This is a genomic window from Rhodococcus cerastii (assembly GCF_033042195.1).
Classification (GTDB): domain Bacteria; phylum Actinomycetota; class Actinomycetes; order Mycobacteriales; family Mycobacteriaceae; genus Rhodococcoides.
This window is the reverse complement of the sequence record NZ_JAWLKF010000004.1, coordinates 92,866-106,779: the sequence shown is the minus strand read 5'-3', so window position 1 is coordinate 106,779 and position 13,914 is coordinate 92,866. Positions and strand designations below refer to the sequence as shown.

At 67.1% G+C, this 13,914-nt stretch carries 17 protein-coding genes; 6 read left to right on the top strand and 11 right to left on the bottom strand.

Features of this window, described 5'->3' with window-relative positions; translation table 11 throughout:
* Positions 1-2 precede the first annotated feature (2 nt).
* Positions 3-914, top strand: coding sequence for a DUF5926 family protein (locus R3P93_RS09790; RefSeq protein WP_317532927.1), 912 nt, complete (start codon positions 3-5; stop codon positions 912-914).
* Between the two features lie 108 nt (positions 915-1,022).
* On the opposite strand, the gene R3P93_RS09785 is transcribed toward R3P93_RS09790, so the two are convergent.
* The 5 genes from R3P93_RS09785 to R3P93_RS09765 all read right to left on the bottom strand — a co-directional run bounded on the left by R3P93_RS09785 (position 1,023) and on the right by R3P93_RS09765 (position 5,624).
* Positions 1,023-1,577, bottom strand: coding sequence for a ferritin (locus tag R3P93_RS09785; RefSeq protein ID WP_032396487.1), 555 nt, complete (start codon positions 1,575-1,577; stop codon positions 1,023-1,025).
* A 112-nt stretch (positions 1,578-1,689) separates the two neighbouring features.
* Positions 1,690-2,250 (bottom strand): ferritin, encoded by a 561-nt coding sequence (locus tag R3P93_RS09780; RefSeq protein WP_094638522.1) that lies wholly within the window; start codon positions 2,248-2,250, stop codon positions 1,690-1,692.
* A gap of 25 nt (positions 2,251-2,275) precedes the next feature.
* Positions 2,276-3,532, bottom strand: a complete 1,257-nt coding sequence (locus R3P93_RS09775) for an LCP family glycopolymer transferase (RefSeq protein ID WP_394855284.1) — start codon at positions 3,530-3,532, stop codon at positions 2,276-2,278.
* A 478-nt stretch (positions 3,533-4,010) separates the two neighbouring features.
* Complete coding sequence (locus tag R3P93_RS09770; protein WP_394855277.1) at positions 4,011-4,820, bottom strand: CPBP family intramembrane glutamic endopeptidase; 810 nt, start codon at positions 4,818-4,820, stop codon at positions 4,011-4,013.
* 33 nt (positions 4,821-4,853) lie between these two features.
* Positions 4,854-5,624: a DUF2470 domain-containing protein gene (locus tag R3P93_RS09765; protein ID WP_094638523.1), complete on the bottom strand. Its 771-nt coding sequence runs from the start codon at positions 5,622-5,624 to the stop codon at positions 4,854-4,856.
* 101 nt (positions 5,625-5,725) lie between these two features.
* Between R3P93_RS09765 and R3P93_RS09760 the strand changes: the two genes are divergently transcribed.
* The 3 genes from R3P93_RS09760 to R3P93_RS09750 are packed head-to-tail and all read left to right on the top strand — an operon-like array spanning position 5,726 to position 8,052.
* Entirely contained in the window at positions 5,726-6,433 is a 708-nt protein-coding gene (locus tag R3P93_RS09760) for a hypothetical protein (protein WP_068045604.1), read from the top strand.
* Positions 6,434-6,457: 24 nt separating this feature from the next.
* Complete coding sequence (gene pheA, locus R3P93_RS09755) at positions 6,458-7,390, top strand: prephenate dehydratase (protein WP_269596091.1); 933 nt, start codon at positions 6,458-6,460, stop codon at positions 7,388-7,390.
* Positions 7,387-8,052, top strand: coding sequence for a histidine phosphatase family protein (locus R3P93_RS09750; RefSeq protein ID WP_317532925.1), 666 nt, complete (start codon positions 7,387-7,389; stop codon positions 8,050-8,052). Before pheA ends, R3P93_RS09750 begins: the two co-directional genes overlap by 4 nt.
* Here R3P93_RS09750 and R3P93_RS09745 read toward each other — a convergent pair.
* From R3P93_RS09745 to R3P93_RS09730, 4 genes are all read right to left on the bottom strand, one after another.
* The gene (locus R3P93_RS09745; protein ID WP_317532924.1) at positions 8,049-8,873 is read right to left on the bottom strand and encodes an ESX secretion-associated protein EspG; all 825 of its coding nucleotides are present in this window, start codon (positions 8,871-8,873) and stop codon (positions 8,049-8,051) included. The two genes, R3P93_RS09750 and R3P93_RS09745, sit on opposite strands and share 4 nt — an antisense overlap.
* Positions 8,870-10,060, bottom strand: a complete 1,191-nt coding sequence (locus tag R3P93_RS09740; RefSeq protein ID WP_317532923.1) for a PPE domain-containing protein — start codon at positions 10,058-10,060, stop codon at positions 8,870-8,872. The genes R3P93_RS09745 and R3P93_RS09740 overlap by 4 nt, the downstream gene beginning before the upstream one ends.
* A 63-nt stretch (positions 10,061-10,123) precedes the next feature.
* Positions 10,124-10,435, bottom strand: coding sequence for a PE family protein (locus R3P93_RS09735; RefSeq protein WP_032381057.1), 312 nt, complete (start codon positions 10,433-10,435; stop codon positions 10,124-10,126).
* An 88-nt stretch (positions 10,436-10,523) separates the two neighbouring features.
* Positions 10,524-11,090 carry a histidine phosphatase family protein gene (locus R3P93_RS09730; RefSeq protein WP_179272057.1) on the bottom strand — a complete coding sequence of 189 codons (567 nt, stop codon included), beginning with the start codon at positions 11,088-11,090 and terminating at the stop codon, positions 10,524-10,526.
* A 261-nt stretch (positions 11,091-11,351) separates the two neighbouring features.
* Here R3P93_RS09730 and R3P93_RS09725 point away from each other — a divergent pair, with 261 nt between their 5' ends.
* Together R3P93_RS09725 and R3P93_RS09720 are read left to right on the top strand one after the other, a co-directional pair.
* Positions 11,352-11,546: a CbtB domain-containing protein gene (locus tag R3P93_RS09725; protein ID WP_032396459.1), complete on the top strand. Its 195-nt coding sequence runs from the start codon at positions 11,352-11,354 to the stop codon at positions 11,544-11,546.
* Positions 11,537-12,328 (top strand): CbtA family protein, encoded by a 792-nt coding sequence (locus R3P93_RS09720; RefSeq protein ID WP_094638529.1) that lies wholly within the window; start codon positions 11,537-11,539, stop codon positions 12,326-12,328. The genes R3P93_RS09725 and R3P93_RS09720 overlap by 10 nt, the downstream gene beginning before the upstream one ends.
* A 129-nt stretch (positions 12,329-12,457) precedes the next feature.
* Here R3P93_RS09720 and R3P93_RS09715 read toward each other — a convergent pair whose 3' ends face one another.
* Positions 12,458-12,790: a metallopeptidase family protein gene (locus R3P93_RS09715; RefSeq protein ID WP_300525071.1), complete on the bottom strand. Its 333-nt coding sequence runs from the start codon at positions 12,788-12,790 to the stop codon at positions 12,458-12,460.
* A 13-nt stretch (positions 12,791-12,803) separates the two neighbouring features.
* Complete coding sequence (locus R3P93_RS09710; RefSeq protein WP_317532922.1) at positions 12,804-13,889, bottom strand: septum formation family protein; 1,086 nt, start codon at positions 13,887-13,889, stop codon at positions 12,804-12,806.
* Between the last annotated feature and the right edge of the window lie 25 nt (positions 13,890-13,914).

Below are 13,914 nucleotides of genomic sequence, written 5' to 3'. Positions count from 1 at the left end.
GCGTGGGTAAGAGCAAAAGAAACAGTGGACCGAAGCAGGACAGCAACCGAGCAGCGAAGCTCGCGCAGCGAGAAGCGGAACGCGCGAGCATCGAATCGGCGTCGGCTCGCCCGTTCGAGGGCCTCGCCGCCGAATGCGACCTGGTAGCGCTGCGCGAGTTCGTCCCGTCGGCGACGGCCACCGCGCCGATCACCGTGGACGGTCGCACCATCACGCTGGCCACGGTGCTACCCGGTGCCGTCGCGGCACTGGTGCGCGAAGACGCCGATACCGTCGAGGGATTCGTCGGCCTTCAGGTGCAGAATCAGTCGAAAGACGTTGCGGCAGATATCAGTAGCGCGCTCGGCTGGGCGTCCACCGCGTCCGCGGGCGAGTCGCTCGAAGCCGCGAAGATCACCGACAGCACGCCCGCGTTGACCGAGGTGCTCGACGCCTCCGCGCTGCTCGAGATCACCGTTCATCAGGACTTCAACTGGTGGATTCCCGAAAGTGCCACTCCCGCAGCCGATGTGACTGCAACCGTGGAACGTGCGAACCAGGCGATCATGCCCTCCGCGCGGATCGAGGCCGACGGCGTCGTCGCGGCCTGGTGGGTGGATGCAGGCGACAAGGCACACATCCGGTGGGTTCGTCCGGAGAACGAAGACGACGTGATGCTCGCGTTGGCGCGCCTGCATGCCGCGGGTTATCTGAACCTGGGTGAAGGTTCGCGCTACGCCGGTTCGTTCCGCACGCACGGGCTGCTGGTGCCGGTGTTCGATCTCGATCCCGAGATGCATCCCACCGAATGGGCAGGCCCTACAAAGGAATTCGGCGAGAAACTGAGCGAGGCACTGGCTGTCGACGCTCCGCTCACGGCGGCGCAGTTGCGTTCGCGTGACGGCTTACGCGGCCGCCAGGTCACTCTGCGCTAGAACTCACTCTGCGCTAGAACGCGAAACGGGTGGCCACTCGAACAAGGAATCCTCGTTCGAGTGGCCACCCGTATGAGCGCGTCATCCGCGCAGAGTTGCGGTGCGAACCTACAGCGATCCGCCGGCGACGGTGGGTGCGCCCGAGTCGGCGGTCACGCTGGTGTTCATCTCACGGGCGACGAACTGCTCGAGGTCGAACAGGTTGTGGCCCGCACGATCGGCGATGTTGAGCAGCGTCTTCATGCTGGCAACTTCCTCGACCTGCTCCTTGAGGAACCACTGCATGAACTGCTCGCCGAGGTAGTCGCCCTCTTCGCGTGCGGTGCTCGCCAGAGCGATGATCTGCTCGGTGACGGTCTCCTCCTGTGCCAGCGCCAGGGCGATGGCCTCACGCGGATCGGTGAAGACGGACTTCGACGCGTCGACGCCGGTCAGCTCGACCGTGATGTCGCGATCGAGGAAGTACTGCACGATCATCATCGCGTGGTTGCGCTCTTCGACCGACTGCGCATAGAAGTGCTTGGCCAGCTGCGGCAGATCGACATTCGCGAAGTAGACCGCGGTGGCGATGTACTGCTGCGAGGCGTTGAACTCGTTGCGAATCTGGTCGCGGAGAAGTGCGTGGAACTTGGTGTGGCTGGTTTCTTTGATGTCTACGCTCATGCTCAGGACAATATGCCTGGTCAGAAGCGTTGTCATCCAAGTCGATCCTTATTGAGGCGAACGTTGCCTAATACAGTCGATCCTAAATGTCCGCTCTGAGCAGGGCTGCAAACTACGCTCTTCCGGCTTCTTTGGGGGCATTGGTGGCGCGGATCACCGTGGAACCGATCTCGCGAGCGACGTACTGCTCGATGTCGAACAGGTTCGATCCGGCTCGGCGGACGATGTTGAGCAGGCTCTGCATCGCCGCCACCTCCTCGACCTGCTCGGTGAGGAACCAGTGGGTGAACTGCTCGCCGATGTAGTCGCCCTCGGCCCGGGCAGCACGTGCCAACGCGCTGATCTGCTCGGTCACCGTCGACTCCTGGGCCAACGCCAGTTCCACCGGTTCGACGACCGACTGAAACTCCGTCACCACGTCGTCGATGCCCGACGCATCGACCTCGAGTCGGTTGTCGATGAGAAAGCGGATCATCATCATGGCGTGTCGACGCTCCTCGGCGGACTGAGCGTAGAAACGCGTGGCCAGCTGTGGCAGATCGTTGCGGTCGAACCACACCGCGATCGCGACGTACTGCTGCGAAGCAGTGAACTCGTGCCGCACCTGGGCGCGCAGCAGATCGTGGAACGACGTACCGGGTGTTGCGGCGGGCTGGGCAGACGGCGATGTCATGGTCCACAACTTACATTCAGGGTCGTCAGGGCCCGCCGGTCAGCAGTTCCGGAGGTATTTCGCGATCCTGCGCGATGGCGTCGAAGAACGCCGGAGCGCGAGTGTCGTCCCACAGCAGTACGTTTCCGACGTCGGAGTCCTGGAATCCGCCGACGGGAACCGTCGTGGTCACCGGACCGCTGCGCATCGCCCAGGCGAGTGCGGCGAGGTTCCAGATGTGATCTCCCTCGTCGACGCTCAACGACGACGCGGTATCGGACACCAACGGCCACAACTTGAACGGGTTGAGGAAAGTCGAAGCGCTGGTTGCCTTTTCCAAGAGGGCGGACATGAACGCCCGCTGATTGTTCATCCGGTCGATATCGGCCAGTGCCGTCGCGCGGGAGCGCACGAATCCGAGCGCCTCGGCTCCGGTGAGATCCTGGCAGCCGGCGGCGATGTTGATGCCCGCCAACGGATCGTCGATCGCATTCTGCACGCACACGTTGACTCCACCGACCGCGTCGACGATACCGGCGAAGCCGCCGAATCCGATCTCGGCGTAGTGATCGATGTGCACACCGGTTGCACCCTCGACCGTCTGGACCAGCAGTGGCGGCCCGCCGAATGCGAAGGCCGCGTTGAGCTTGTCCTGGCCGTTGCCCGGAATCGACACGTACGAATCGCGCGGCAGGCTGACCATCGTCGGCGCGCCGCTGCCCTCGGGGATGTGGATGAGAATGATCGTGTCGGTGCGGCTCGGGCCCACCTCGCCGCCGGTTGCGAGCGCGGCTTCCTGCTCCGGCGTCAGGCCCGCTCGCGAATCCGACCCGACGAGAAGCCAGTTGGTGCCGGGGGTGTCGCCGATGCGCCCGGGATACGAGGTGAGGGCGTCCACGCGCGTCAACGAGCTGTCGACGTAGTAGACGACGCCGCCGATTCCCAGCACCAGGACCAGCAACACGATCAGGAAGCGTCGACCCCAGCGTCTGCGCTTCCGCGGCTTCGCGACCTTCGGCGGCCGAGAGTCACGTTGCGGCCGAACGGGTTCGGGTCGACGCAGAGCCCGCTGCGCCGGTGCTGCCGGTTGCCTGCGCTCCTCGGTGAACGGCTCCGGTTGCTGCCGCGGGGCGTACCCGGTGCGGCCCGGTGGACCGTCCTGGGAACGCGAGTACTGACGCGTCGATTCGGATGGCGTGGGTGTGTCGGACTTCGCCGATCCGGGTTCGGGAGCCTGCGACCACGCCTGCTGTGCGGCGGCCGAGCGCGCCGGACCGGCAGTGGGCCTGCCGTCGCGGCGGATGAACTCGGTGCCCTCCGGCGGCGGACCCTGTGGGCGGGGACGGTGCTGTGCCGGACGCTCGGGCGGAGGTCCCTGACGGCGCGGGGGCCCAGGTTCGTACTGACGCGGGCCCCGATCCGGTGGCGGCTGGCCGGGACGATATCCGCGTGGGGGTGGCTGCTGTCGGCCGGGCGGCACCTGACCTGGGGGCGGCTGCGGTGGTCGCGATTGGCTCGGCGGTTGCGGGCCTCGTGGTTGCTGGCCGGGCGGTGGTCGACGAGGCGGTGGTTGAGAAGGCGGTGGCTGGCGCGGCGGTTGGCCCCCGGTCGGGCGCGGTGCGGGTCCTGGCGCTGGGTCCGGCCGACCGTGACGACTCCGTTCTGATCGGTCGGGCGGCGTTCGCCGTTCCGGCGCGCCGTGCCGTCCGTAGCGATCGTCGTCGTTCACGGGTCGACTGTAACCGTCGCCACGGAAACACCCGGGTTCCTCGCGTGCCGATTCACGGGAGCCACGACAGATGTTCGCGCAGGAGGGCGTACCCGACGAAGGCCACGATGTCGATAAGAGCGTGTGCGATCAGCAGTGGCCACAGTCTGCCGGTGCGCTGCCAGTAGCGGCCGAACACCAGACCCATGAGGAAGTTTCCGACCCCACCGCCCACGCCCTGGTAGAAGTGATAGCTGCCGCGCAGCAGCGACGAGCACAGCAGGGACGCGTTCTCGCTCAGTCCGAGTCTGCGTAGGCGAGAGATCAGGTACGCCACGACGATGATCTCCTCGGCACCGGAGTTGGCCAGCGCGTACAGAATCAGTGCCGGGACGCGCCACCAGTGGTCGTCGAGGGCGCTGGGAACGACGTTGAGGTTGAATCCGAGGGCGTTGCCCACGAGGTACAGCGCCAGGCCGGGCAGCCCGATCAGTGCGGCCAATCCGACGCCGTGACCGAGGCCGATCTTCAGCCGCGGCCGGGCCAGCCCGATCGCGCGGGGTGCCAGATCTGCTCGCCACAGCAGGTACAACCCCAGTGCGCCCCAGGCGCACAGACGCAGGATGCTCAGCAGCTGGAACAGCAGATCGATCAGGCTGAAACTCGACCGTGACGAGTTCAGCGCCACGGTCTGATCGGACAGGGCAGCGGTCTGCAGCGCGTCCTCGACGAGCGAGAGGATGCTGCTCATACCGCTCAGCCCGAACGTGACCAGAAGGACGATCGCGATCTCGACCTTGATCGTGGTGCGTTCGCGGGCATCGGGCGGTGGAGCCGTGCTCGCGGGCGGCGGTGGCGTCAACCAGCTCTTGAAGTCGATCACCGCACGAGTCTGCCCTGTTTCTCCGAACGTGCGTCAGCCGCGGGCGCGTAGTCCGTTCAGAAACGGGCAACCGGCGAGCACGCGCAGCGCGCGACTGAGCGAGAGGACGTCCTCGACGGGCTCGGCGAACCCCAGCCGGACGTCGTTGTCGCCGCATTCGCCTTCGATCCGCAGCCGAATGCCGTAGCGATCGATGCCGAGCGGCCGGATTCGGCCCTGCCGGAGCGACGGCGGGAGGCGTCGGGCCAATTGGGCGAGCAGGTCCGGGTGGTCGGAGTCGAGGTGCTCGAGCCAGCTGGTCTCCATCTCCCAAAAGGGATCGGGTTCGGCTTCCAGCAGCGTGTCGACGTCGACCGGCTCGGCTCCGGTGCTGTCGGCGACCACGGCGGAGGTGACGATCAGCCGCATCAGCGAGGTGGTGTGCCCGACGTCGAGGAGAGCGGGATGCGGATGTTCGGCGGCCACCGCTCCGGCCATCGGGCGCATCAGCGAGTCCGGGACCGGGCGTAGATCGCCGCGAAGCCACACCAGCGAACGCACCGGTTCACGCAGCGCGAGCGGCGCGTGATCGGTGAGTTCGAGGACGGCGGGGATGCCGGCACGGGAGGACTGCCAGGTGTGCGCGTCGTCGAGGGAGTCGGTGGGGACGGCCAGGATCATCTCGCCGTTGGGTCGCAGATGATGCAGGGACGTGATCACCGGGTCGCTGCCGTCGATGGCCAGGGCGGCGCCCTCGGCGCGCATGCAGGCACTGCGTACACGTTCGGCAGTGGTCGGTCCGGTGGTGGTGGTTGCGCCGAGCATGGGCTCCTCCGATGCGATCGGTCAGGCGAGTAGGTGAGGCAAACCTAAGTTAGCGTGGTGTGGCGAGGATCGCAAGACCGTCCCGGGTCTACCGTGAAGGCGTGCCGATTCCGCTGACCCTCGGTGTGCCCCACCGACCCGACCCGAACGCGCTCGTCCACGAGCTGCTGCAGCCGATATGCGCCGACGCATCCTCGCTGGCCGCAGCTCCGCGTGGAGCCGAGTACGGACCGCCCGTCGTCCGGGCATCGACCCTGCTCACGCTGTCCGACTCGGACGACCACGGACGCATCGTGGTGGACCTCGACATCGACCCCGACGAGCTCCGAGCAGGGAGGACCTGCGGTTACGAGGCCGTCCGGTTCGACGTCGACGCCCCGGCCGAGCACCTCGCCGACGCGCTCGGGCTGCGATTGCCCTCGCCGCTGGTCGTCTTCCCGATGTTCGACGCGATCGACGTGGCCGAGACCGCGGAGGCCGTCGTCCTCGCCCACCGGACCCCGGGCATCCGCGTCGGAGACACCCCGCGGCGCATCGCCGACGTACTCGCCGTGGTCTCGCATGCAGATGTGGGCCTCGTCGCCCGCGCCGACTCCGGCGACGAGGTGCTCGCGATCCTCGCCGCGACGGTGGCGTCGCTACGCGGAGACGACATCGCCGCGGCGCTTGCTGCCCCGAACGTCGCCGCACTGCGAGCTCTCATCCCCGAGGCCGCCGAGGCGGTGCGCGAGGTGCTGCTCGGAATCGAGATCGTCGACGCCGCCCGCGCCCGCGCCCGGCTCGTCGACGTCGGTTTGATCGCTTCGTAGGCGTCCACAACGTAACCTCGAGACGTGCCTCGCATCGCTTACTTCGGCCCATCGGGAACGTTCACGGAGATGGCGCTGGCGCAGTTCGAAAAGCTCGGAACCTTCGGCGCGGTCGGTCTGGACGGCGCGGTCGAGCGGGTGTCGGCGTCGAACCCACCCGCTGCGCTCGAGGCCGTGCGATCGGGCGCGGCCGACGCCGCCGTGGTCCCCATCGAAAGCTCCATCGAGGGAGCGGTCCCACCGACGCTCGACGCGTTGTCGGAGGGCCGCCGGCTGCAGATCGTCGCCGAGACGGAGATCGAGGTGGCCTTCACCATTCTCGGTGGTCCCGGCGTCACCCTCGACTCGGCCCGCACGATCAGCGCGTATCCGATCGCGCTCAATCAGGTGCGCCAGTGGCTGCAGACCGCCATGCCCGACGCCGTGGTGCAGTCCGCGTCGTCCAATGCCGGTGCAGCAGAAGACGTTGCAGCCGGAATGGTCGATGCTGCGGTGTCGACGCGGCTCGCCGGTGAGCGCTTGAAGTTGTCGCAGTTGGCCGACGGGGTCATCGACGTGGAGGGCGCGCGGACTCGTTTCGTGCTGGTGACGGCGCCGCAGTCGGTGCCTGCGCGCACCGGTGCAGACCGAACGTCGGTGGTCCTCGAGCCGCCGAACGATCCGGGCACGCTGCCGGCAGCGTTGGCCGAGTTCGGAATTCGCAACATCGACCTGACCTTCATCGAATCACGGCCCACCCGTTCGCGATTCGGAACGTACAGGTTCTTCATCGACTGCGCCGGGCACATCGACGACCCGCTCGTCGCGGAGATGTTGGCCGCATTCCACCGCAAGATGCCCCTCCGGTTCCTCGGATCCTGGCCCACCGCAACAGGAACGGGCGGTTCGGTGCCGCCGCCGATCGACGAACACGTGCAGTGGGTCGCAGACATTCGTGCCGGACGCGGTGATCTGTGATGGGCAAATTGATTCTGGTTCGGCACGGTCAGACGACAGCGAACGTCGCGAAGATACTGGACACCTCGCCGCCGGGAGCCGAGCTCACCGAGCTGGGGCACCAGCAGGCCGACGCGTATGCGCAGACCTGGATCGGACGCCCGCCCGCGGTGCTGGTGTCCTCGGTTGCGTTGCGTGCCAAGCAGACTGCGGGTTACATCGAACGAGCGACCGGGGTTCCCTTGGTAGTGACCGAGGGAGTTCAGGAGACCTTCGCCGGAGATCTGGAGGACCGCGACGATGCGGATGCGCACCGGCAGTTCACCGATATCTTCAGTCGCTGGCACGCCGGAGATCTGGCGGCGACCGTGCCCGGCGGCGACAGCGGACATTCGGTGTTGGAGCGTTACGTCCCGGTGCTCGACGGCCTCCGCGCGCAGTATCTGAGTGACGAGACAGCGGGCGACGTCGTTGTCGTCAGTCACGGTGCCGCAATCCGACTGGTTGCGGCGGTACTGGCAGGTGTCGAGGGCACGTTCGCGGCCGACAACCACCTCGACAACACGCACACCGTCGAGCTGCTGCCACTGCCCGACGGTGGATGGTCCTGCACCAGGTGGGGCACGTTCCTGCCGCCGTTCGAGGGCAAGGGCAGCAACAAGGCGGACAACCCGATCAGCTAGCGCAGATGCTCACCGGCCGATGCGATCAGCTCGGTCAGGGCAGCGGTCACTCTGCGATCCGTTGCCCCGGTCAGTGAGCTCCACGAAGTGCCGTCGGCGGCGAGGGTCGAGGTGGCGAGAATGCGTCCGGCTCTGGTGTCGAACAGGGCCACGGGTCTCCCGGCCATGTGACGGGTGCCGTGCCTACGGGCGACGACGGTGATCTCGGTTCTGCCGGCGCAGGTGGCCATCGCCGACGCCAGAGCCACGGCGCGCTCGTGCGCTACGCCGATACCGCGCAGCCGAGACGCGGTTGCTCCGACGTCGGTCGGTGCCGCGTCGAGTGCTTCGGCCAGCAGATCGGTCGGCGCGTTGATGCTGCCCGGGTCGAACGACGCGGCCGAGCCGATCGCCGACGCGAGGTCCCGGGCCGGATCACCGTGGACGGCGCGGATGGTGACCACGTCGTCTCGCCGCACCGCCGACACCGCGATCCGATCGTCGGATGCAACGCAGATGCGAATGGTCGGAACGGGCTCTGGGTTCTCGACGTCGAAGACACGAGCCGAGACGTACCAGTGAGGTTGTTCGAGAACCCGCAGCCACTGCTCGAGATCCTCGTGGACGCGGCCCTCGGTGATCAGGCCGGCGTTGTTCAGTGCGCTGCGCCCGTGCTCGAGCGCACGATCTCGGGCACCGACGTCGTCGAAGCGCGGGAACACGTCCAGGACCACGGGTAGTTCGGCGATCGACAGTTCGTCGACCAGGAAATCCATCTCGTCCACACCGAGTGCGGCGATCGGCAGTGTGTGGCCCACCGGCACGGTTCCCAAGTCGATCAACGGCCGTTCCCGCTGGTATCCGTGTGCGGCAGGGTCGGGTCCGCGCCGATGACGGACGGTGCCACGGTCCGACCGTCGGAGAAGTGCTCGAATTGCTTGAGGTAGTCCGGGGTCTCGTGTTCGTCGTCCTCGGCCTGCCCGCGCGGGCCGGAGGCAGGAGCGCCTGCCGCGCCCGTTCCGCGCTGAGCGAGGCCGGCATCGGCCGAGGTGGTTGCGCCGAACGCGGACGGACCGCTTAGGCCTGCACCGGCCTGCATCGAGCCACCACCGGCGGGACCCAACGCCGAACCGGGCATTCCGACGCCGCCGCCGATGCCACCGGGCCCGGCTGCTCCACCTGCCCCGCCGCCGAACGACACCGGACGCGTGGACGCCGGACCGACAGCGAGAGATGCCGAACCACCGGGTGCGAAACCGTTCCCGCCGCTCGCTCCCGATCCACCGGACAACGCACTCGACCCGATGGTGGACGCAGCGGTGGCGACGGTCGAGACGCCGGTGCTGGCGATGGAGGTGGCAGCACTACCGATCTGACCGGCCGCCGCTGCCACGCCGGGGTTCTGGGTCGCGGCCATCAATCCGCCGATCGCGGCCTGGACCGGAGACGTCATCAGCGCTCCGTTCGCGAACTTGCCGAGGCCGCTCCCGGAATCGGAGACGATGGCCGGCGGCTGATCGAACGTGGTCTTGACGATGCGGTGCGAGGAGACCAGCTCGAAGCCCTCCATCACCATCGCAGCTCGGATGTCGAGCAGTCGATCGGCCACCTCGGCAGCCTCGTAGCTGCCGTTCATCACGCCGCCCGTCGAGGCGGCGGTGACCTTGGCGGCCTGAACGGCTCCGATTTCCACGAGCGAGGGCATGGTCGCCAACGCGACACCGTACGAGGTTCCTGCGGCCGGGGCCTCGACCGAGAGCGCCGCCGCCTTGACTGCCGTGGCGGCGGTCCAGGTCGCGAAACGGCCGAGCGCAGCCTGAGCCAGCAGTGCCGACTCGCCCTCCCAGCCTGCGGTCAGAGCCGCGGTGACAGCCGCAATGCTCGCCGATGCCTCGGTGAACGCCGCAGCGACCGAACCCCACGCGCCGCCGGCGACGTGCAACGGCACCGGTCCCGGCCCGAGCAATCGCGTCGAGTTTCCCGTCGCCGTGCGTGGCAGCCACACCACACCTGTCACTCCGAGCGTCATCCTCTGGCCCCCATGATGTTCGAGCGTTGTGTCGAATTTTCTGTTGCGGTCGAGTTCGGTGCGTCAGATTCCGGGTAGACCGGGCAGCCCCCCGGCCGTGTCGTCGTCGGTGGCCACGTAGTCCGCGGCTTGTTTCCGTAGTTCCTCGGCCGCCCGGTGCAACTCCGAAATGCCCTGCGCTGCAGCAGGTCCGAAGGTATCGGCCGCGGTGCCGAAGAACCGTTCGGTGAGCAGCGAGACCTCGTCGGTACCGGGCGGCAGTGGCCGCACGGGGATTGCCGTTGCAGTGACAGCCGCCTGCAAGCGAGCGGCGACCGCATCGAGTTCGGAGGCAGCAAGCTGTAGGGCCACCGGATCCACCTTGATGACGGTCATGAGCCACGCTCCCTGATCGAAGAACTTTGCGCTGTCGGTAGGTAAGACGCCGCCGTGTTCGGTTCGGTTCCCTCCGCGCGAGAAAAATTCAGACGAACTTCTGGGCCACCGCGCCGACAGTCCAGACGCCGCCCCGATGGCTGACGGACGTGCGCGTCAGCGGGGAAACGTCGATTCGCCAAAACGAGCGGATCGGGGCGTCCAACACCAGCACCACCACGGCTCGGACGACGGCAGGAGAGGTCACCGCCAGAGTGCGGCCCGGCGTCGATCCAACAGCGCTCAGCCACTTCTCGACGCGAGAGAACAACGCGTCGAGGGATTCTCCGCCCGGAGGAACGAACGCCGGATCGCTCAGCCAGGCCATCGCGTCGGCGTCGGGCAGGTCGGTCATCTCGAGACCGGACCACCGGCCGTAGTCGATGTCGGCCAACGCGGGCTCGACGGAGATCTCTGTTCCGAACACCTGCGCGGTGGAGATCGAGCGGGTTTCCGGGCCGGACAGGACGCGGTCGGCGCGGGGAAGGTCGGTTACCGCCTCGAGATCGCGCAGGCCCGCGTCGTCGAGTGGTTCGTCGCCGGGAAACCGGCCGGTGCGCATGGCGTCGGTTCGCGCGTGAGCGACCAACATCAGTCGGGTCACGGGAGCGGGCACTGCGTCATTGTGGCACCGCAGCTTTGTGGCATCGAGCTGCAGTCGGTCGGGACAGCGATTGACACAGAGTCCGGAGCGATGCCACAGTTCGCTGGTAATACGCGATGTACGCAGGTAATCCGGTGAAAATCCGGAGCGGTTGCGCCACTGTGATCGACGTCGGCGAAATGCCCGAATTCGAGAGTCAGAAAACTCGTTCATCGCATGGCCGTCCCCGTTTTCGAGCGGGGACTACGGGACGCACAATCCCAGGAGGACACCATGGCAATCATTCACGCACCCAGTAATACGACGGAGTCGGCTGCTCTTGCCGTCATCGTCGCCGCAACGATTCTGCTCGCTTTCGTCGTGCTCTACCTCGTCGGTTTCGATCAGGGCGCGATCTCCCGCAGTGGCATGTACATGCACGAGTTGATGCACGACGGCCGCCACCTGCTGGGCCTGCCATGCCACTGACCGACATCCACGGCCCGACGCTGCAGGGCACATTCGTCCAACTACTGGTGCGAGGTCTGCTCGCCGGACTTCTCGCAGGCCTGCTCGCCGGAGCAGTCGCCTACGTCGTCGGTGAACCGCACATCGACTCGGCCATCGCCATCGAGGAAGCGGCCGGAGCCGACGCTCATCACGCCGACGCCGATGCGGCCGCGCACTCCCACGGCGAGGACGCACTGGTCAGTCGAGACGGACAACGCGTCGGACTGTTCCTCGCCACCGGACTCGCCGGCCTGGCGCTCGGCGCGATCTTCGCCTCGGCGCTGCACTACGGGCGACGCTTCACCGCACTGCCGGGCTCGATTCTCGCGCTCGTCGGAGCCGGTGCCGGATGGTTGGCCATCGAAGCGGTGCCCTTCTTCAAGTATCCGGCCAACCCACCGGCCGTCGGCGATCCCGAGACCATCACCCAACGCACTTGGCTGTGGTTGGCGTCGGTGATTCTGGGTCTGCTGGCGGTCGCATTGGCCGTCTACGCGGCGAAGGCGGTGGCATCGCAGCATTCGGTGGCGATTCGCGTCGGAGCGCCGTTGCTGGCGTTCCTGGTTGTGGTCGGCGTCGGCTACGCGCTGCTGCCCACCGTCAACGAGGTGGGCGCGGACTTCCCGGCAACCCTGCTGTGGGAATTCCGACTGTCGTCCCTGGCCACCCAGGCAACCCTGTGGCTGGCCTTGGGATTGGGATTCGCATTACTCACCGATCGCGCTGCTCGATCCACTCGCCGAGAGACAGTCGCGGCGTAGCCCGGCGTTCGCTTCGGCCCCCACGTTGGGATGAATGCGCCATTCAGGCCATCTGAGTGACTGAAACCCACATTCATCCCAACCTGGGGGTGCGTTCGGGGTGAGCGGGCGGGCGACGAGTGAGTGCTGTCAGCCGAATCCGAGTTGATGCAGTCGCTCGTCGTCGATGCCGAAGTGATGTCCGATTTCGTGGGCGACGGTGATCGCAATTTCCCGTCGCGCCTCGTGTTCGTCGTCGACCATTTCGAGGATCGGTTTGCGGTAGATCGTGATGACGTCCGGTAGGTGGCCGCTGTATTCGTAGCGCTCGGTCAGTGCGATGCCCTCGTACAGTCCGAGGATGTCCTCGGTCGGGTGCTCTTCCTCGACGAGAACGACCACGTTGTTCATGAAGTCGGTGAGCTCACGCGGCAGAGTGTCGAGGGCGTCGGACACTGCTTCCTCGAAGTCGACGCGCGTCATGTGCGTGGGAATGTCACCCTCCGGTGGTGATCGGTGCGGCACCGGGCAGCGGTGTCGGCAGTGCGCGGCCGTCGGGAGCGGAGGGCGGCGGGACGGGGGCTGCACCGTTGATGAGGATGTCGCCCTTGGCGGTGCCGACGATGGTCGCGAAACCGCCGGAATCGAGTTCGGCACCCACCGAGCACGTCACCTGGCGACTTCCGGCCAGCCAACTCGCGACATCGATCGTGTCCCAGAACAGGGTCAGCGTCTTGTCGCGCAACGCGGTGTCCGAGCCGAGGTAGCCGTTGACCGCGTCGGTGCACGTCCGCTCGAGGTACGCATCCTGGTCGCCCTCCGACGGGTGCCCGCCGGGGAACTGCTGCGTCAGGTTGATCACCGACGCCACCTCGTACGCGTGCGGAGCGGCGCAGTCCACCGGATCGGCAGGCACGTTCTGGTTGATGCCGACGCAGGTGCCGGTGGGCCAGACCTTCGACTGGTCCTGGTCGAGAATCGAGCCGGTCATCTCCATCAGCGCACCGGTGTTCGACGGCATCTGCACCCCGCAGCGCAGCGTCCGCTCACCCTTGGCCCACCCGGCCTGGCTGGGGAACATCAGCCCGACGCCGAAGCGCCCGTTGGGATCGAACTTGGCTCCGACGTAGTCGTCGACGGCTGCCGCGCAGTGTTCGTCGCGCAATTCGCTGAACCGGATGGATCCGGGATACGGCGAGCCCGGTCCGAATTCGACGCCCGGGTAGACGCTCATGTCGATGTCGCGAGCCACCTCGAAGCGGTGGGGATCGGCGCACGATACTTCGGCGAGATCCTGTCGGTCCGTCTCCGGATCGTCGGTGGGCGTCCACTGCAGGCATGCGCCCGGATCGGCAGCACCGAAGGAGGACGCCGAAACGGGCCCATCGGTCGCGGGCCCACTGGCCGTCGCATGGGTGGTGATCTTCTCGGGCGTCGAGAACCCGTCGGAAAGAAAAACCGTCGCCCCCGCGGCCAGCACCGCACCGACCGCAACCATGGCGAGCCCACGTCGAGCTGTGGTTGCAGACAGTGTTCGCCGAGACTTCTCGCTCGGCGGGGAGTCTGTTTCGTATCCGGACATCGCCCTCCATCATGCCCGAGTATGT

Excerpts from the sequence above, each read along its gene's own strand:
- R3P93_RS09785 (WP_032396487.1), bottom strand. The coding sequence starts at position 1,577 with ATGAGCGTAGACATCAAAGAAACCAGCCACACCAAGTTCCACGCACTT.
- R3P93_RS09780 (WP_094638522.1), bottom strand. The coding sequence starts at position 2,250 with ATGACATCGCCGTCTGCCCAGCCCGCCGCAACACCCGGTACGTCGTTC.
- R3P93_RS09765 (WP_094638523.1), bottom strand. The coding sequence starts at position 5,624 with ATGCTCGGCGCAACCACCACCACCGGACCGACCACTGCCGAACGTGTA.
- R3P93_RS09740 (WP_317532923.1), bottom strand. The coding sequence starts at position 10,060 with ATGACGCTCGGAGTGACAGGTGTGGTGTGGCTGCCACGCACGGCGACG.
- R3P93_RS09735 (WP_032381057.1), bottom strand. The coding sequence starts at position 10,435 with ATGACCGTCATCAAGGTGGATCCGGTGGCCCTACAGCTTGCTGCCTCC.
- R3P93_RS09725 (WP_032396459.1), top strand. The coding sequence starts at position 11,352 with ATGGCAATCATTCACGCACCCAGTAATACGACGGAGTCGGCTGCTCTT.
- R3P93_RS09720 (WP_094638529.1), top strand. The coding sequence starts at position 11,537 with ATGCCACTGACCGACATCCACGGCCCGACGCTGCAGGGCACATTCGTC.
- R3P93_RS09715 (WP_300525071.1), bottom strand. The coding sequence starts at position 12,790 with ATGACGCGCGTCGACTTCGAGGAAGCAGTGTCCGACGCCCTCGACACT.
- R3P93_RS09710 (WP_317532922.1), bottom strand. The coding sequence starts at position 13,889 with ATGTCCGGATACGAAACAGACTCCCCGCCGAGCGAGAAGTCTCGGCGA.